The sequence below is a fragment of the Pseudomonas sp. LY-1 genome (assembly GCF_053502595.1).
The window spans coordinates 860,608-879,292 of record NZ_CP094353.1 but is presented as its reverse complement, the minus strand read 5'-3'; the positions used below and the strand labels follow the sequence as shown (position 1 = coordinate 879,292).

General features: G+C 60.5%; 17 protein-coding genes. 2 read left to right on the top strand and 15 right to left on the bottom strand.

Going from position 1 to position 18,685, the window contains the following annotated elements:
- Positions 1-130 precede the first annotated feature (130 nt).
- The gene (gene azu, locus MOQ67_RS03855; RefSeq protein ID WP_046384887.1) at positions 131-577 is read right to left on the bottom strand and encodes an azurin; all 447 of its coding nucleotides are present in this window, start codon (positions 575-577) and stop codon (positions 131-133) included.
- A gap of 333 nt (positions 578-910) precedes the next feature.
- Between azu and MOQ67_RS03850 the strand changes: the two genes are divergently transcribed.
- Positions 911-1,093: a hypothetical protein gene (locus tag MOQ67_RS03850; RefSeq protein ID WP_017849733.1), complete on the top strand. Its 183-nt coding sequence runs from the start codon at positions 911-913 to the stop codon at positions 1,091-1,093.
- 102 nt (positions 1,094-1,195) lie between these two features.
- Here MOQ67_RS03850 and MOQ67_RS03845 read toward each other — a convergent pair whose 3' ends face one another.
- From MOQ67_RS03845 to MOQ67_RS03820, 6 genes are all read right to left on the bottom strand, one after another.
- Complete coding sequence (locus MOQ67_RS03845) at positions 1,196-2,086, bottom strand: transglutaminase family protein (protein WP_017849734.1); 891 nt, start codon at positions 2,084-2,086, stop codon at positions 1,196-1,198.
- On the bottom strand, positions 2,086-4,572 hold the full coding sequence (locus tag MOQ67_RS03840) for a circularly permuted type 2 ATP-grasp protein (protein ID WP_198717308.1): 2,487 nt from the start codon (positions 4,570-4,572) through the stop codon (positions 2,086-2,088). The genes MOQ67_RS03845 and MOQ67_RS03840 overlap by 1 nt, the downstream gene beginning before the upstream one ends.
- A 161-nt stretch (positions 4,573-4,733) precedes the next feature.
- Positions 4,734-8,024 (bottom strand): transglutaminase family protein, encoded by a 3,291-nt coding sequence (locus tag MOQ67_RS03835; RefSeq protein ID WP_198717307.1) that lies wholly within the window; start codon positions 8,022-8,024, stop codon positions 4,734-4,736.
- A 199-nt stretch (positions 8,025-8,223) separates the two neighbouring features.
- Entirely contained in the window at positions 8,224-8,718 is a 495-nt protein-coding gene (locus tag MOQ67_RS03830) for a hypothetical protein (RefSeq protein ID WP_198731789.1), read from the bottom strand.
- Positions 8,719-8,817: 99 nt separating this feature from the next.
- A complete protein-coding gene (locus MOQ67_RS03825) occupies positions 8,818-9,276 on the bottom strand; it encodes a hypothetical protein (protein ID WP_081610224.1) in 459 nt (152 codons plus the stop codon).
- Positions 9,273-10,187 (bottom strand): NAD synthetase, encoded by a 915-nt coding sequence (locus MOQ67_RS03820; protein ID WP_198717383.1) that lies wholly within the window; start codon positions 10,185-10,187, stop codon positions 9,273-9,275. Before MOQ67_RS03820 ends, MOQ67_RS03825 begins: the two co-directional genes overlap by 4 nt.
- A 187-nt stretch (positions 10,188-10,374) precedes the next feature.
- On the opposite strand from MOQ67_RS03820, the gene MOQ67_RS03815 reads away from it, so the two are divergent.
- Positions 10,375-10,863, top strand: a complete 489-nt coding sequence (locus tag MOQ67_RS03815) for an Hcp family type VI secretion system effector (RefSeq protein WP_198717384.1) — start codon at positions 10,375-10,377, stop codon at positions 10,861-10,863.
- Positions 10,864-10,878: 15 nt separating this feature from the next.
- On the opposite strand, the gene MOQ67_RS03810 is transcribed toward MOQ67_RS03815, so the two are convergent.
- From MOQ67_RS03810 to rpsF, 8 genes are all read right to left on the bottom strand, one after another.
- Complete coding sequence (locus tag MOQ67_RS03810) at positions 10,879-11,319, bottom strand: hypothetical protein (RefSeq protein WP_193040384.1); 441 nt, start codon at positions 11,317-11,319, stop codon at positions 10,879-10,881.
- Positions 11,319-12,245, bottom strand: a complete 927-nt coding sequence (locus MOQ67_RS03805) for a hypothetical protein (protein ID WP_046384895.1) — start codon at positions 12,243-12,245, stop codon at positions 11,319-11,321. Before MOQ67_RS03805 ends, MOQ67_RS03810 begins: the two co-directional genes overlap by 1 nt.
- 226 nt (positions 12,246-12,471) lie before the next feature.
- Positions 12,472-14,775 carry a YgiQ family radical SAM protein gene (locus tag MOQ67_RS03800; RefSeq protein WP_198717385.1) on the bottom strand — a complete coding sequence of 768 codons (2,304 nt, stop codon included), beginning with the start codon at positions 14,773-14,775 and terminating at the stop codon, positions 12,472-12,474.
- A gap of 96 nt (positions 14,776-14,871) precedes the next feature.
- Positions 14,872-16,269: a replicative DNA helicase gene (gene dnaB, locus MOQ67_RS03795; RefSeq protein WP_017849744.1), complete on the bottom strand. Its 1,398-nt coding sequence runs from the start codon at positions 16,267-16,269 to the stop codon at positions 14,872-14,874.
- Positions 16,270-16,379: 110 nt separating this feature from the next.
- On the bottom strand, positions 16,380-16,826 hold the full coding sequence (gene rplI, locus MOQ67_RS03790; protein ID WP_010563337.1) for a 50S ribosomal protein L9: 447 nt from the start codon (positions 16,824-16,826) through the stop codon (positions 16,380-16,382).
- A gap of 18 nt (positions 16,827-16,844) precedes the next feature.
- Positions 16,845-17,738 carry a hypothetical protein gene (locus MOQ67_RS03785; protein ID WP_026140381.1) on the bottom strand — a complete coding sequence of 298 codons (894 nt, stop codon included), beginning with the start codon at positions 17,736-17,738 and terminating at the stop codon, positions 16,845-16,847.
- Positions 17,739-17,774: 36 nt separating this feature from the next.
- Positions 17,775-18,005: a 30S ribosomal protein S18 gene (rpsR, locus tag MOQ67_RS03780; protein ID WP_002551829.1), complete on the bottom strand. Its 231-nt coding sequence runs from the start codon at positions 18,003-18,005 to the stop codon at positions 17,775-17,777.
- Between the two features lie 28 nt (positions 18,006-18,033).
- Positions 18,034-18,456 (bottom strand): 30S ribosomal protein S6, encoded by a 423-nt coding sequence (gene rpsF, locus MOQ67_RS03775; protein ID WP_003217491.1) that lies wholly within the window; start codon positions 18,454-18,456, stop codon positions 18,034-18,036.
- Positions 18,457-18,685 lie beyond the last annotated feature (229 nt).

Here is an 18,685-nt window from a genome sequence, read left to right as displayed (position 1 = left end):
CCAGATAGTTTTGTATTGATTGTGAGGTAGCCATCGGGGGCAAGCCCCCTCCCACAGTTGACCGAGTTCCCATATGAGAATGCGGTCGAATGTGGGAGGGGGCTTGCCCCCGATGAACGATAATGCGGTCTTACTTGACGACCACAGTGCCTTTCATCATCGAGATGTGGCCTGGGAACGAGCAGAAGAACGCATAGTCAGTGCCCGCTTTCAGCTTGGACACATCGAAGGTCACCGCGTCTTTCTCGCCAGCGCCAATGACTTTGGTGTGGGCGATGATGCGCTCGTCGCCGTCTTTCAGGTAGTTCTTGTCGAGGCCGGCAGCCATCCCATCGGTCGCGACCGGTTGCATGTCGGCTGCGCTGGTCAGCACCCAGTTATGGCCCATGACGTTTTTCGGCAAGCTGCCGGAGTGAGTCAACTCGACGGTGAAAGTCTTGCAGCTCTTGTCGATCACGATTTCCTTGGTGTTGTAGGACATCTGGTCGGTAGAGTCGACGGTGACCTTGCACTCTGCAGCAAGCAACTGGCCACTTGCCAGAGTCAGCAGGGAAACAGCAACGAGTTTGGCAAACATGTGATTCTCCAAGGCAGGGTTTAAACAACGCATAGTGCGACAAGGGTGCCCGAGACAGGCAGAAAGTCTTATGACCTGAATCAACAAATTGTATACAACTTTAGGCTATCAGACTTATCGATACAATCAACCAGCCAAAGTGTCACGCCCCGCCTATGATCGGTCCATCACCCACTGGAGTCCGGACCATGCACCTCAATCATCTGTTCAGCGGTCTGTTGGCCGCATACGCCTGCGGTAAGTGAAGGCCAAGCGCGCCGCTAAGCTGCTACCATAGCGACCCAAGGCAGCTGCGCGCCGCCCACCCTCACCTTCGACCCTAGAGGATCGCCCATGGCCAAACCTAATTACTCCTTCGCCAAACGTCAAAGAGACTTGGCCAAGGAACAGAAGAAAGAGGAAAAGCTGCAACGCAAGAAAGCCGCTGCAGACGAAGAGACCGGCGCACTGAACCCGGATGCGGAAGGCGAAGTGGCAACCGATGACACCGAGACACCGAAAGACCCGGCCGAGTAAGCATCACTGTAGGAGCGAGCGTGCTTGCGAAGTGCGTTAACGATAACGCGGGGTGCCTGGTTCAACGCGGCGCCCTCGGTTTTTTCGCGAGCAAGCTCGCTCCTACAAGAGCGGCATCACCGTCACCCGCACTTCCGGGTCATGGCTGCCTCCCCCCAGAATCACCCCACGCAACGGCGAAACATCGGAGAAATCCCGGCCCCAGGCCAGGGTGATGTGTTCCAGTGCCGGCTGCACATTGTTGGTCGGATCAAAATCCACCCAGCCCGACATCGGGCAGTACACCGAAATCCACGCATGGGACGCATCGGCGCCGATCAGCCGTGGCTGGCCGGGCGGCGGCTGGGTCAGCAGGTAGCCGCTGATATAGCGCGCCGCCAGGCCCCGTGAGCGCAGGCAGGCGAGCATCAGGTGAGCGAAGTCCTGGCACACCCCGCGACGGCGCTCCAGCACCTCCACCAGCGGCGTGGCGACCTGGGTGGCTTCGGCATCGAAGGTGAATTCGCCGAAGATTTTTTCCATCAGGGCCTGAGCGCCCAGCAACAGCGGACGCCCGGGCGGGAAACAGCTTTCGGAGAACTCGACGAAGGTTTTCTTCAGATGCACGTAGGGCGATTCGAAGCGAAAGCGACAGGCTTCGATCAACGCCGATGACAGCGGCTGGCTGCTGTAGGTCAGGCTGTCGCGAGTCTGGTCCCAGGCCGGCGACTGTTGGAAATCCAGCAGCGGCCGCGCCAGCACTTCCACAGTCAGCGCGGCATTCACCAACAACTCATCATGGGGCCGCTCGAACGCCAGGCGGGTGATCGGGTTGCCGAACACGTCCAGCTCATCGCGGCGCGAGGACGGCAACGGGCTGATATCCAGTTGCTGCGAGGTACAGCGCTGCCAGGCACATGGCCGTGGCCACAGATGCGCCAACTGCTGGGCCAGGGACACCGGGCTGTCGTAGTGGTAATGGGTATCGTGAAAAATCTGATAGCGCGCGCTCATCACACCGACACCGTTTGTTGGCTGACATCATCCACATGGGCAAAATGGCGCAAGGCCAGGCGATCCGACACTTGCCCACTCTCATCGGCGACCGCTTGCAGCAGGTCGGCCAGGCCGTCCAGCGCGGCACGCACGCTGGCCTCGCCAAACAGCGGGTTCTCCAGGCAACCCAGGTCGAACCGCGCGAGGCGCTCGACCAACGGCGCCAGGCCGGTTTCCCGGGGCACCGCGAAATCATCGTTGAGACGACGCAAGGTGCGGCTCACCAGCTTCAACTGGAACAACACGGCGTGGGGGTTCTGCTCATCCAGCAGCAACAGGTCGAGCACCGGAATCAGTTGCGGCACCGCCAGGTAGCGCGAGCGGTAGGTGATGCTGCTGTTGCCCAGTTCCAGCAACCATTCCAGCCCGGCCTGATCGAACACCGCCACGCCGCGCAGGAACGCCGCGAGGCTGCTGCTGAGAAACTGCAGGCGCTCGATGCGCCGGCCCATCATCAGAAAGCGCCAGCCTTCGTCGCGGGTCATGTCGTCCAGGGCAAACCCGGACAACGCCGCCAGGGACATCACCAGGCGGTTGAGGAAGTCCAGCAACTCGCCAAAGTCGGGGCTTTCGCTTTCCAGCTCCAGGGCTTCGCGTTGCAGCTCCACCAGGGCCTGCCAATTCTCTCGGGACAACTTGCCGCGCACCTGGGACGCCGCCCACTGCAAGCGCTGCAGGTTGGCGCGCAGGCTCGACGGCCAGTCGTCGCCAAGCAAGGCCGCGAGCAGGCGTTCGGGCAACTCGCCCTCCTCCGGCAACAGGCGCAGGTTTTCGCCCAGTTCGACCGCCGCTTGCAACGCCAGCGGATCGTCGCCGTCGACATAGCGCGCCAACACGATGCGCAGCCAGCGCGCGCTGTTATCGCAGCGTTCACAATAACGGCCAAACCAAAACAGGTTTTCCACCACCCGCGACGGCAGATAAGGGTCGCGGCGCACCAGGTCATGGGCGCCTATCGGCCGCTGCGCGCGCCACTGCTCGCCGCCGGCGGCGCGTTCGCCGAGCACCCAGGTGTCCTTGCTCGCGCCGCCGCGTTGCATCGACACCACCTCGGCATCGGCCTCGGCAGCCACGCGGGTCAGGCCGCCGGGCAATACCCGGTAACCGTCGGCGCTGGCCACGGCGTAGACGCGCATGCCGATGGCGCGGTGTTGCAGGTGGTCTTCGACGGTGTGCCACACCGGCGCCTGGGACAGCTGCGCCAGCTCCTGGGCGACATACGCGTAAGGCCGCGCGCGCATGCGCTCGGCCAGGGCCTCGCGTTGTGCGTCGTTCAAGTCACGGCCGAAGACCGGGTTGAAGCTCTGTGACGGAAATGCCGGCTTGATCAGCAGCTCGGGCAGTTTCTCCAGGGCTTCGGCAAGCACCGGCGCTTCGCCGCACCACCACGTCGCAATGGACGGCAGGAGCAGTTCTTCGCCAAACAAAAATTCGTTGATCTTCGGCAGAAAGCCCAGCAGGCCGGGGGATTCCAGTACACCGCTGCCCAGGGCATTGGCCACCAGCACGTTGCCTTGGCGCGCGGCGTCGAGCAGGCCGGGCACGCCGAGGGCCGAGTCGGTGCGCAGTTCGAGGGGGTCGCAGAAGTCGTCGTCGAGACGGCGCATGATCGCGTGTACCCGACGCAGGCCACTGAGGGTTTTCAGGAACACCGTGCTGTCGCGCGCCGTGAGGTCGCCGCCTTCCACCAGCGGGTAGCCGAGCTGACGGGCGAGGTACAGGTGTTCGAAATAGCTTTCGTTGAAACGCCCAGGCGTGAGCAGCACGATCAACGGCGGCTGACTATCGCTGGGCGCCTGGCGCGCCAGGGTTTCCTGCAGGGTGCGGAAGAAACCGGTGAGGTGCTGCACCTGCAGGTCGCGGTACAGATCCGGAAAGGCGCGGGACACGATGGTGCGGTTTTCCAGCGCATAACCGGCGCCCGAAGGGGCCTGGGTGCGGTCGGCAGTGACCCACCAGCGGCCATCCGGGGTGCGCGCCAGATCGACGGCGTACAGGTGCAGGAACGTACCGTCGGGCGGCTGGATGCCCTGGCACGGCCACAGAAAATTGTTATGCCCGAACACCAGTTCGGCCGGCAGCAGGCCTTCCTTGATCAAGCGTTGCGGGCCGTAGAGGTCCGCCAGTACCGCGTTGAGCAGCCGCGCACGCTGGGCGATGCCGGCCGACAGGTGCTGCCATTCATCGGCCGCCAGCACATGGGGCAGCAGGTCCAGTTCCCACGGGCGATCAGCGCCCTTGGGGTCGGCGTAGACATTGTAGGTCACGCCGTTTTCCTGGATCTGCCGGGTCAGCAACGCCTGGCGCTGGGCCAGTTGCGCGGGGGTGCTGCGTTGCAGATGGTCGAGCAGGCGCCGCCAATGGGCACGTACCGCGCCACTGTCGTCCAGCAGTTCGTGATAAGTGCCCGCGGTCAGCGGGTAACGGTCGAGCAAGTCGGACATGGAACGCTCGGCAGGGGCAAGGGGGCTCAGATTAACCTAACAAACACTGCAAATCCTTTGTGGGAGGGGGCTTGCTCCCGATTGCGGTGGGTCAGTCAACTCATGTATCGGCTGATTTACCGCAATCGGGAGCAAGCGCCCTCCCACATTTTGGCTTGCATTCAGTCATTTTTATTGGGGAAACGTCGCAAATCCAAAGTCATCGGCAATTCGTCATTGATCACGACGGTCGGCACAGGGAGCTTGCCCGGGGTATGCCCCAGGCGGAAAAATCGCGCCATGCGCCGGCTCTCGGCTTCATTGGCATTCACCGGCAGACTGTCGTAGTTACGCCCGCCCGGATGCGCCACATGATACTGGCAACCGCCCAGGGAGCGCTGCATCCAGGTGTCCAGCAGGTCGAACACCAACGGCGCATGGACCGCGATGGTCGGCTGCAAGCAGTTGGCCGGTTGCCAGGCGCGATACCGCACGCCGGCGACGAACTCGCCGATGCGCCCGGTCGCTTGAAGCGGCACCGGGATGCCGTTGCAGGTGAGCAAATAGCGTTGCGGTGGCAGCCCGCTCAATTTCACCTGCAGGCGCTCCAGGGACGAATCCACATAACGCACCGTGCCGCCCACCGCGCCCTCCTCGCCCAGCACATGCCAGGGTTCCAGGGCCTGGCGCAGTTCCAGCTCGATACCGCTGACGGCGTAGTCGCCGACTTTGGGAAAGCGGAATTCCAGGTGCGCGGCAAACCATTCGGCGCGCAGCGGGTAGCCGGCGGCGTTGAGTTCGACGATCACGTCGGCAAAATCCTGCTCGATGAAGTGCGGCAACAGGAAACGGTCATGCAGCTCAGTGCCCCAGCGCGCCAGTTTCGGGGGCGCATAGGGTTCGCGCCAGAAGCGCGCCACCAGCGCGCGCAGCAGCAGTTGCTGGGTCAGGCTCATGCGCGCATGGGGTGGCATTTCAAAGGCGCGCAACTCCAGCAGGCCCAGGCGCCCGGTGGCGCCATCGGGCGAGTAGAGCTTATCGATACAGAATTCGGCGCGGTGGGTGTTGCCCGTCACGTCAATCAGCAGATTGCGCAGCAGGCGGTCGACCAACCACGGCGGGCACTCTTCGCCTGGTGCGGGCATTTGCGCGAAGGCGATTTCCAGCTCATACAGCGCATCGTTACGCGCTTCATCGACCCGGGGCGCCTGGGACGTCGGGCCGATGAACAAGCCGGAAAACAGGTAGGACAACGACGGATGGTTGTGCCAGTAGCTGATCAAACTGCGCAGCAGATCGGGACGCCGCAGGAACGGTGAGTCCTTGGGTGTCGCGCCGCCCAGCACGAAGTGGTTACCGCCACCGGTGCCAGTGTGGCGCCCGTCGATCATGAACTTTTCGGTGGTCAGGCGGGTTTGTCGCGCCTCTTCGTAGAGGAATTCGGTGCGTTCTACCAGCTCGTCCCAGGTGGCGGACGGCTGCACGTTGACCTCGATCACACCCGGGTCGGGCGTGACCCGGAAGTTGCTCAGACGGTAATCCGCCGGCGGCTCGTAGCCCTCCAGCAGCACCGGGCAGTGCAGTTCTTCGGCGGTGGCTTCGATGGCGGCCACCAGCTCCAGGTAGTCCTCGACGCGCTCCAGCGGCGGCATGAACAGATACAGGCGGCCTTCGCGCGCTTCGGCGCACAGCGCGGTGCGGGTCAGCCAGTCGGCGGACTCGTCGATCTTCGGCAGGCGCTCGGCGCTCGGCGCCGCTTCGCCATGGCGTTGCAATTGCGCCGTGCTCGGCAGCTCGGGCAAGTCCTGGTTGGGGTCGGTCGGGTGGACAAACGGGTACTCTGCCGCCGTCACCCAGGGCTGCGAGGCCAGCGGCAGGCGATAACCCAGCGGCGAATCCCCCGGCACCAGTCGGCAGTGATTGTCGCGCAGGTACCAGCGCCCACTCTGCCAGCGGTCATTGGCAGCGGTGCGCGCCAGCGGCAGCACTTGGCCGATGACCTTGTCCAGGCCCTGGCTGAACACTTTGCGCAGACGCTCGCGTTCCAGTTCATCGCTCAGGCGCGGGTCGAGGGCGGTGACGTTTTGCGGCAGCGCGCCTTCGCGCCACAGGTAGTAGAAGTTGTCTTCAAAGGCCGGAAACACAAAGCGCGCCGGCAACTTCAGGCGCTCGGCAACACTGCCCAGGAAACGCTCGGCCAGCACGCCGTCGGCGCCGTAGTCCTGTTGCTCATCGGCGATCAGCGCGCTGTTGTGCCAAATCGGCTCGCCATCGCGGCGCCAGTAACAGTTGAGCGACCAGCGCGGCAGTTGCTCGCCGGGGTACCACTTGCCCTGGCCGAAATGCACCAGGCCCTTGGGCGCGTAGTGCTTGCGCATGCGCTGGAACAGCTCGGCCGACAGGCGACGCTTGTCCGGCCCCAGGGCAGCGGTGTTCCACTCGGCGCCGTCGGGGTCGTCGATGGAGACGAAGGTCGGTTCGCCGCCCATGGTCAGGCGCACGTCGTCCGCCAGCAGGTCGCCATCGATCTGCCGCCCCAGGGCCTGGATCGCCAACCACTGTTCTTCGGTGTAGGGCTTGGTTACCCGTGGCGCTTCCCAGATGCGCTCTACCGACATCTCGTGGGTGAATTCGCACTCGCACGGCTCCACCAGGCCACTGATCGGCGCGGCAGACGATGGATCGGGACTACAGGCCAACGGAATATGGCCTTCACCGGCGAACAACCCGGAGGTGGCATCCAGGCCGATCCAGCCGGCGCCGGGCAAATACACTTCGCACCAGGCGTGCAGGTCGGTGAAGTCCACCTCGGTGCCGGAGGGGCCATCGAGGGCTTTGACGTCGGCGGTGAGCTGGATCAGATAGCCGGACACAAACCGCGCCGCCAGCCCCAGGTTGCGCAGCAATTGCACCAGCAGCCAAGCCGAATCGCGGCACGAGCCGGAGGCATTTTCCAGGGTGAACTCCGGGGTCTGCACGCCGGGTTCCATGCGGATCAGGTAACCGATATCGGCGGCCAGGCGTTGGTTGAGGCCCACCAGGAAATCCACGGCCGGCAGCGGCGTGCGGTCGATACCCGCCAGGTAAGCGGCGAACCTCGGCGTCAGCGGCAAGGTTTCCAGGTACGGCGCCAGCTCGCGCTGCTCGTCGGCGGCGTAGCAAAACGGGATTTTTTCCGCGTAGGGTTCAAGGAAAAAGTCGAACGGGTTGAACACCGCCATCTCGGCGACTAGGTCGACTTCGATACGCAGTTCGTCAGTCTTTTCCGGGAACACCAGGCGCGCCAGGTAATTACCCTGAGGGTCCTGCTGCCAATTGATGAAATGCTGCTCGGGCAGCACTTTCAGTGCGTAGGACAAAATCCGCGTGCGGCTATGGGCCGCCGGGCGCAAACGCACGATCTGTGGGCCGAGTTCGACAGCGCGGTCGTAGCGGTAATGCGTAACGTGGTGCAACGCGACATGAATCGACACGGCGGCCTCCTGCAAGCCAGGGCATGGACACAACGCGCGCAAGACTTATGCCAGAGCGGCAGTCATTGCGCTTTATCGTAAGACCCGGTGCAGTACAGCACCAAAACGGCGCCAACGTTGGTGCAATGGTGCACGAGCTGCACATATATGTGGCGGGGAGTGGGTGGAGCGGTATCGGTTTTGGGGGCGGGGTGGGGAATTACCTCGATTTCTTTATTCTGATTATTGCGCGCTCGTGTTTGCGCCGCTTTTCAATGGCCACCCTTACCTTCCCGCGCATATGGCGAAGTTCTACGCATTTGGCACGCAGTTCCCGGTGGCGTTTGCTGCGAAGCAGCAGCAGGCCGAGTACCGGCCAAAAGAAGCATTCCGCGTAAATGAATGGGTTCGGTGAAAAATGAAAACCTGGCACAGCGACCAACAGGCAGGCGATGAAAAGGCCATACATGCCCCAGACCCACTTAGGTCGCCCGTAGGCGATCATGAAATTGCAGTGGGTGATAAACCAGGCCAAGAGCACGCATGCACTTTCAGCAGCAGCGTTCGATAACGATGGTAAATAATAGTTTTCCACCAGCACAACAACAGAAGAACTGCCGAAGATGCCCGCTAAAATTACGCCGATAAACACGGGAAAGTAGCGAAAAAGAAAAGGGCGCACCGGTATGAGAGGTTTCCGTCCGAGAAGTCTCACTCTGATATATCCTCATACAGCCCAACCGCGACGATCCGGATGTTCCCGAACAGTAAGTTGTCGGGAATGAGGCTACGCTCCCAATTAATCAAAGCAAAATCACCTTTTTTGTAGCCTGTCAGCAATTTTCCGTATCCGTTTTCGCCTAAAACGAAGTTCAACAAGCTTCCCACGCATCTCACGATGACGCTTGCTGTTGAGAATCAGCAGACCAAGCAATGGCCAAAACAAACTTTCGGCATAGATGAACAGATGAGGGGAATAACGAATGGCCGGAAGAGCGGTAACCAGGCAGGCTCCAAAATAGACAACCATGACCCACACCCAGTCTCGTCGCCCACGGACAATCATAATGTTGCTAAGACTCAAGGCGCATGCCAGAACGACACATGCCCACCACGCTACTTGTGCCGAAATAGCTAAAGAAATGGCTTTGAGATAGTAATTTTGCACTACCACCACTACGGAAGATCCAGCAAAAATGCTTGAAAAAATCCCCCCGAGAAACACGGGTAAATAACGCTTGAGAAAAGGGCGAAGGGGCAGCAGCAATATCACTCGGTCATCTCCTCATAAATTCCGACCGCGACAGTGCGAATATTCCCAGACATCGAACTGCTAGCAACCCCTAAGGCAGCACCTAGAGCGTCTTGAATCTGCAAAACAGTGCCCTGTTTTACTTCTGCGGGCGTAAAACGCTTTGGCATTTTTCCAGCGAGTTGCTTCAACCTGATCATTTTCCGGGTCATTTCCGGGTGCCGAATACTCAACAACTCCTGGGTCAACTTTGCTCGCTCTTGACGACTCAGTCCTTTCAACACCTGCGGCAAAGTTTTTCCGGTAGATTTTCTTGTCGCATTAACCAGTCGTATAGTTGCCAGTGCCGAGACACTAGCGCCCAGTAGCGAAACAGCGTCCAAACCAATCGTCACAGCCTGATACCATGGTTCGCTATCCAGAGCATCGTTAAGAGCCGGGTCAATAATTTCGTTGCGAGTCCTCTGGCCGCCAACTAAGCACTGAATTGAACTGGCTGTTGCTGATGTAAAGCTTATCGCAGCTACCACCCCAGTAACCCCAAAGCTGAACGGACTGAGCGCCGATCCACTCAGTACCACGATCCAACTGATTACCGCAGAAGTACACGCCAAAGCTGTATTCACCGCCTCAAACGCCACCTGCGAGTCTCGCGGTTCATTCGCCAGTTGCCGAGCGAACTCCACCCGCCCGACATAGCTGGGCGCCTCGCGCAAAATCACATTCTTCGGCGCGATACTGCAAATCGGCTGAAATTCACGCAGTACAACCATCCGTAGCTGCGCGTCGATGTACACCACGCCGGCACCGACGATGGCCGGATCAGCATCAATCGCCGCAAATAACTTGCGCAGATCAATACTGCTTTCCAGCCGCTGCCGCGTCATGTAATTGGGACTGAGGAAACTGTCTCTGAATACGCTGGAAGTCATCCCTTTACTCCTGAGGTTCACAAGAGCGCAGAGGGTAAAGACTGCCTATCCCCGAAAAATGTCAGAAGCTTCGCTTTATCCGGACAGGCACTTCCTGATCGTGATGCCGCCCCTTGTAAGCCATATCCCGAATAAGAAAAAGTACGCCCCGCGCCACTACCGGCGCACACCAAAACAGGGAGTGACAATGGCAACTGATATGTTTTTGAAGCTGGGGGACATCAAGGGCGAGTCCAAAGACCAGACCCATCGCGACGAAATCGAGATCAGCCGATGGGGCTGGGGCATGTCCCAGACCGGTTCGATGCATACCGGCAGCGGCGGCGGTGCCGGCAAGGTCAATATTGAAAACCTGTCTGTCTCCAAGGTCATGGACAAGTCTTCACCCAACCTGATGATGGCCTGCTCCACCGGCAAGCATTACCCGGAGGCACGGTTGGTGGTGCGCAAGGCCGGTGGCAGCAATGCCGTGGAGTATCTGGTGATCACGCTGAAGGAAGTGATGGTCACGTCCTACCAAACCGACGCGGTGACCAGCAGCGATGTGCTGACTGAGGTGATAGCCCTGAACTTCGCCACGGTCGAAGTCAGCTACCAGCCGCAGAAATCCGACGGCGGCAAGGACGGCGGCGCCGTCAAATACGGCTGGAACATTCGCCAGAACGTCAAAATCTGAAACCACGTGCCGAGGCTACAGCCCCGCCTTGGCCGCCTCCCGCAACCGCCGCACTTCAACCAACTTCTTGACCATCGACCGATAGCCCTTGCTGTTGATCAGCAACAACCCCAGCAATGGCCAGAACAGGCTTTCACCATAGATAAACCAGTGCGGCCGGTAGAGCAGTGTCGGCAGCACGACCAACAGGCACACCGTAAAAAACGCCACCATCGCCCACACGGCCCAGGCTCGGCCGCGCACCACCAGGAAGTTGCTGTTGGCCACGAACAGCGCGGCGGCTATCACCACAAACCACGACACAGTGGCATTGGTTGCCATGGGCACGTCGGAAAAATAGGTGCTGGCCGCCAGGGAAATCGCCGCCGAACCGCCGAGGCAACCAGCGAGAATCACGCCGATGAATGCGGGAAAATGCTCCAGCAAAAACGGTTTAAGCGAAGGAACACCACTCATCACTCGGCCTCTTCGTACAAGCCAATCGCGAAGGTCTTGGCCTGTTTGTAGTTATCCGAACGCTTCAAGCCCCAGACGCTCAGCCCCGCACTGAAGGCATCGCCCAATTGGACATAGGTGGCGTGCTTGAGCTGGGTCGGCGTAAAGCGTTTGGGCAACTCGCCGCTCAGTTGCAGCAGCTTGCGCATCTTGTTCGACATTTGCGGGTCGGCCACTTTCAGCAGCTCTTTGGTGAGTTTCTCCCGCTCCTGCCCGTTCAGGCCTTTGAGCACCTGACGCAGGCTTTTACCCGTGGCAGCACGAGTGACGTTGACCAGCTTGACTGTCGTCAGCGCCGAGGCGCCCACGCCGACCAAGGCGGCACCGTCGAGGACTTTGGTCGCCGTCTGGTACCACTCTTCGTTATCCAGGTAATCATTCATCGACGGGTTGACGATTTCGTTGCGCGTGCGGAACCCACCGACCAGGCACGACACGGTGCTGGCCGAGGCGGCGGTGTAGCCGATGGCCGTCACGACCGTGCTGGCGCCGGCGGTGAACGGGATAGCGATAGTGCCGCTCAACACCACCAGCCAGCCAATGACCGCGCCGCCGCAGGACAACGTGGTGTTGAAGGCTTCACTCACCAGTCGCGACTCGCGCGGGTTGTTCAGCACTTGGTCGGCAAACTGCGCCGGGGCGATGTATTTCTGCGCCTCGCGCACAATGATGCGCTTGGGTCGAATGCTGCAGATCGGCTTGAACTCGCGCAGAGTCACGACGTTGAAGTCAGCGTCGATATACACCACGCCCGCGCCGACGATGCCGGGGTCGGCGTCGATGATGGCAAACAGCCGAGGCAGGTCGACTTCACTCTCGATGCGCTGGCGCGCCATGAACTGCGAGCGGTTGGAGTCCATGCCGATGTTGAGCAGGGGGTTGCTCATGGGGGTGTTCTTCCTTGAAAAGTTGGGGACTGGACTGACGCCATCGGGGGCAAGCCCCCTCCCACATTTGAAGTGTGAATACATTCAAAATGTGGGAGGGCCGGTGCGACGATTCGGCTTGCTCCCGATAGCGATTTAATGGCCGCCACCTTAACAAACAGACTCCCCACCGGCTAGAAAGCAAAACGCCAGCACGAGGCTGGCGTTTGGCATATTCAGGCAACGATCAACGCGGTACCACCGGCTTGCGGGCTGGCTTGCCGCCCTTGCCCTTGGCCGCATCAGCGCGTTCCTTGGCGGCCTGCTTGTTGCGCGCCATGGCCGCGGCCTTGGCTTGCTCGCGCTTGTCCCACGGGTTGCTGCCGTCGCTGCCACGGGGCGGCAGGCCGGTGTGCTGGGTGAGAATCCTGGTGGTGGTTTCCTTGGCAACCTTGTGGCTGCCGGCCGGCGTCGAGTTCTTGCGACGCGCGCTCTGGTAGCTGTCGGTGGCCGGCTGGTGCAACGGGATCAGTTGATCCTTGCCCGGCCCGATCAGGTCGGCGCGGCCCATGCGGATCAGTGCTTCGCGCAGCATCGGCCAGCCTTTCGGGTCGTGGTAGCGCAGGAACGCCTTGTGCAGACGGCGCTGTTCTTCGCTCTTGACGATGGTCACCGCGTCGCTCTTGTAGGTGACCTTGCGCAGCGGGTTCTTGCCCGAGTGGTACATCGCGGTGGCGGTGGCCATCGGCGACGGGTAGAACGCCTGCACCTGGTCGGCGCGGAAACCGTTGCCCTTGAGCCACAGGGCCAGGTTCATCATGTCTTCATCGGTGGTGCCGGGGTGGGCGGCGATGAAGTACGGGATCAGGTACTGCTCCTTGCCCGCTTCCTTGGTGTACTTCTCGAACATGCGCTTGAACTTGTCATAGCTGCCGATGCCCGGTTTCATCATCTGGTTGAGCGGACCTTCCTCGGTGTGTTCCGGGGCGATCTTCAGGTAACCACCGACGTGGTGGGTGACCAGTTCCTTCACATACTCCGGCGACTCAACGGCCAGGTCGTAGCGCAGGCCGGAGGCGATCAGGATCTTCTTCACACCCGGCAACGCACGGGCGCTGCGATACAACTGGATCAGCGACGAGTGGTCGGTGTTCAGGTTCGGGCAGATGCCGGGGAACACGCACGACGGCTTGCGGCACGCGGATTCGATTTCCGGGCTCTTGCAGGCGATGCGGTACATGTTCGCGGTCGGGCCGCCGAGGTCGGAAATCACGCCGGTGAAACCCGGGACCTTGTCGCGGATTTCTTCGATCTCGCGAATGATCGACTCTTCGGAACGGTTCTGGATGATGCGGCCTTCGTGCTCGGTGATCGAGCAGAAGGTACAGCCGCCGAAGCAGCCACGCATGATGTTCACCGAGAAACGGATCATGTCGTAGGCCGGGATTTTTTCCTTGCCATACGCCGGGTGCGGGACACGTGCGTAAGGCATGCCAAACACGTAGTCCATTTCTTCGGTAGTCATCGGAATGGGCGGCGGGTTGAACCACACGTCCACTTCGCCGTGTTTCTGCACCAGGGCCCGGGCATTGCCTGGGTTGGTTTCCAGGTGCAACACGCGGTTGGCGTGGGCATAAAGCACCGCGTCGCCACGGACTTTTTCCACCGATGGCAGGCGGATCACGGTCTTCTCACGGGTCATGCGCGGGCTGGCCAGGATCTGCACGACCTTGGCTTCCTGCGGGTCTTCAACCGGCCCCTTTTCCTGCTCGATGGCGCAGGCCTGGGTGTCCTGGGTATTCACGTATGGGTTGATGATCTTGTCGACCTTGCCCGGACGGTCGATACGGGTGGAGTCCACCTCATACCAGCCTTCGGGCGTATCACGGCGAATGAACGCGGTGCCGCGCACATCGGTGATGTCTTCGATCTTGTGGCCCCACGACAGGCGCTGGGCCACTTCGACGATGGCCCGCTCGGCGTTGCCGTACAGCAGGATGTCGGCGGTGGCGTCGATCAGGATCGAATTGCGCACCCGGTCCTGCCAGTAGTCGTAGTGGGCGATGCGGCGCAGGGACGCTTCGATGCCACCGAGCACGATCGGCACGTTCTTGTAGGCTTCCTTGCACCGCTGGCTGTACACCAGGCTCGCGCGGTCCGGGCGTTTGCCGGCCATGCCGCCAGGGGTGTAGGCGTCGTCGGAGCGGATTTTCTTGTCAGCGGTGTAGCGGTTGATCATCGAGTCCATGTTGCCGGCCGCGACGCCGAAGAACAGGTTCGGCTCGCCGAGCTTCATGAAGTCGTCTTTGGACTGCCAGTTCGGCTGGGCAATGATCCCGACGCGGAAGCCCTGGGACTCCAGCAGCCGGCCGATGATCGCCATGCCGAACGACGGATGGTCAACGTAGGCATCACCGGTGACGATGATGATGTCGCAGGAATCCCAGCCAAGCTGATCCATCTCCTCCCTGCTCATCGGCAGGAATGGCGCAGGACCGAAACATTCGGCCCAGTACTTGGGATAGTCAAATAACGGCTTGGCTGTTTGCATGACGGTGACCGGTGTTGAGATGAAAAATCGCGGGCGCGGAATATAGCACAAATTTTGACCAATTCCGACGATAACAGTAGGAATTGAACAGAAGGATTATTCGTCGTCGTCGAAGTTGTAACTGCCCGGCGCAAGGTTCTCGAAACGCGTGTATTTGCCGATGAACGCCAGGCGGATAAAGCCGATCGGGCCGTTCCGCTGCTTGCCGATGATGATTTCGGCAATGCCTTTGTGCTCGGTCTCCGGGTGATACACCTCGTCGCGGTAGACGAACATGATCACGTCGGCATCCTGCTCGATCGCTCCGGATTCACGCAAGTCGGAGTTCACCGGGCGCTTGTTGGGGCGTTGTTCCAGGGAACGGTTGAGCTGCGACAGCGCCACCACCGGGCAGTTGAATTCCTTGGCCAGGGCTTTCAAGGACCGGGAGATCTCGGAAATCTCGTTGGTCCGGTTGTCGCCGCTGGAACCCGGGATCTGCATCAGTTGCAGGTAGTCGATCATGATCAGGGCGATATCGCCATGTTCACGCACCAGGCGACGGGTACGCGCGCGCATCTCCGACGGGCTGATGCCGGCGGTGTCATCGATGAACAGCTTGCGGTCGTTGAGCAGGTTGACCGCCGAGGTCAGGCGCGGCCAATCGTCGTCTTCCAGGCGACCGGCGCGCACTTTGGTCTGGTCGATACGGCCCAGGGACGAGAGCATCCGCATGATCAGCGATTCGCCTGGCATCTCCAGGGAGTACACCAGCACGGTCTTGTCACTGCGCAACACGGCGTTTTCCACCAGGTTCATCGCAAAGGTGGTTTTACCCATGGATGGACGGCCGGCGACGATGATCAGGTCGGACGGCTGCAGGCCGCTGGTCTTCTCGTCGAGGTCAGTGTAGCCGGTGGAGATGCCGGTGATGGCGTTGTCGGTGTTGAACAACGTATCGATGCGGTCGATGGCCTTGGTCAGCAGGTCGTTGACGCTGACCGGGCCGCCGGTTTTCGGCCGGGCTTCGGCGATCTGGAAGATCTGGCGCTCGGCCTCGTCAAGGATCTCGGCGGCGCTGCGACCTTCGGGGTTGAAGGCGCTGTCGGCGATTTCGGTGCTGATGCCGATCAACTGGCGCAAGGTGGCGCGCTCGCGAACGATCTGGGCATACGCCTTGATGTTGGCGACGGACGGCGTGTTTTTGGCCAGCTCACCGAGGTAGCCCAGGCCGCCGACCTGGGAGGTCTGGCCTTCCTTGTCCAGCTGCTCGGCCAGGGTCACCACGTCGATCGGTGAGTTCTGGTCGGCCAGCTTGGCGATGGCGCGGAAGATCAGGCGATGGTCATGACGATAGAAATCACCGTCCGAGACTTGATCCAGCACGCGTTCCCAGGCGTTGTTGTCCAGCATCAAGCCACCGAGCACGGCCTGTTCGGCCTCGATGGAATGCGGCGGCACCTTCAGGGCAGCGGTTTGCAGATCGTATTGCTCAGGAGCTGAAATATCGTTCATGGCCACTTGGAATTAGGGGGTGTGTAAAAAACAAAAGGCACGACCTGTAAACAGGATCGTGCCCGATGTTAACCGCCTGGCACGCGAGGTGCCAGTCAGTTAGGTGCGACTTAAGCTGCTACCACGACAACGCGTACAGTGGCTTCAACTTCAGCGTGCAGGTGCACGGCTACGTCGAATTCACCTACGTTGCGGATGGTGCCGTTCGGCAGACGAACTTCGCTTTTCGCAACTTCAACGCCAGAGGCGGTCAGTGCGTCAGCGATGTCGTGGGTGCCGATCGAACCGAACAGCTTGCCTTCGTCACCGGCGGTGGCAGTGATAGTCACTTCCAGCTCAGCCAGTTGGGCAGCGCGAGTTTCGGCCGAAGCTTTTTTGTCTGCTGCTGCTTTTTCCAGCTCAGCACGACGCTCTTCAAACGCAGCCAGGTTGGCAGCGGTTGCAGCGGTGGCTTTGCCGTATGGCAGCAGGTAGTTACGACCGTAGCCGGCCTTAACGTTCACTTTGTCGCCCAGGTTGCCCAGGTTGGCGACTTTTTCCAGAAGGATCAGTTGCATGTGAAAATCCTCTAACTTTTAACCTTCACCGTTCGCGTTATCGGCGTCTTTCGGCGCCAGACGACCGCGAAAATCAATCAGGCCGTCGACAATGGCCAAAACCACGAGTAACGGATAGATCAGCTGCATGAACAGCATCAGCGTGACGTACAACCCCACCAGCCAGAACCTGGCCAGGCGCTTCTGCGCCACCAGCCCGTGAATCAGGGCCAGCCCGGAGAACACCAGCGGTACGCTGCAAAACAGCAATAACAAGGCCGCCTCTGGACCGAAGTTCGGTCCGACCACCATGCATGCCAGCAGCAACATCGCCGGGCCTGCGGGGATTCTGATACGGCGAAACTCGCGACCAAAACCACCCGGGTTGTACAACAACGCCTGCCAGTAACGCCCAAGCATCAGGCTCAGCACACTGACAATCTGCAACACCACCGCCATCAGGCCGATCAGGGCCGGTGCTATCAGCGCCGCAAGGCGCGCTCGCTCGTCTACCGACAATTGCTGGTAGAGCTCCCCGAGAGCCAGCGGCAGGACCTTGACGATCTCTTGCGCCAGCGCCTCGATTTGCGGGTGGAAAGCCGCGCCGAGCAACACTGAAAACACCAACCCCAATGCCACGCTGACCAGCAGCGTGCGGACCCAGGACTCACTTGCGCGTAAAACCAACGCAAGGCTCGACGACCCCAGCAGCACCATAAGCACTTTGGGTTCGCCCAATTGCAGCCACCAGATCAAGGCGGCCAGCAACCCCAGGGCCAGGACGCCAACGGCATCCTGCAAACCGCGCCGCAGAAGCACAAGGCATCCCGCGGCAGCACCCAACCAATACAACAACGGCAATGCTGCACATCCAGCCACTACCAGAGTGGCCTGCACGCGACCGCGCATGATGAACTCAGCTAAGGCGCGCATGCATTCAATCCCTTACTACTTGTCGACTGCCCGGTCTCAGCGGCCGTGGCTGTCGGTGTAGGCCAGCAGGGCCAGGAAGCGGGCGCGCTTGATAGCGGTGGCCAGCTGACGCTGATAACGTGCTTTGGTACCGGTGATACGGCTTGGAACGATTTTGCCGGTCTCGGATACGTAGGCTTTCAGAGTGTTGAGATCTTTGTAATCGATCTCTTTCACGTCTTCAGCGGTGAAGCGGCAGAATTTACGACGACGGAAGAAACGTGCCATTTGATAGGCTCCTTAAAAGGTCCGTGGATTACTCGTCAGCGTTATCGCTGTTGTCGCTGTCATCACTATCAGCGCTTTCAGCGCCTTCGTGCTCAGGACGGTCGCGACGCTCACGGCGCTCACTGCGGTTTTCTTCAGCCTTGAGCATCTCGGATTGGCCGGTAACGGCTTCTTCGCGACGGATGACCAGGTTACGGATCACAGCATCGTTGTAGCGGAAGTTGTCTTCCAGCTCGGCCAGGGCCTTGCCAGTGCATTCAACGTTCAGCATCACGTAGTGAGCCTTGTGAACATTGTTGATTGCGTAGGCCAGTTGACGACGGCCCCAATCTTCCAGACGGTGGATTTTGCCGCCGTCTTCTTCGATCAGCTTGGTGTAACGCTCTACCATGCCGCCGACTTGCTCGCTTTGATCCGGGTGGACCAAAAAGATGATTTCGTAATGACGCATGAATGCTCCTTACGGGTTGTAGCCTGCCGCTCAAAAACGGTCAGACAAGGAGTGAATGACACTTATGGATCTTGCCGCAGGGAGGCACATCGGTGCCTGCCAGGAAGGCAAGGGGCGCAATTGTAGAGAAGGGGGAGGAAGGGCGCAAGGTGATTGGTGATTATTTGAACAATCTTCCAGGCACCACAAAACAAAAGTGGGAGAGGGCTTGCTCCCGATTGCGGTGAGG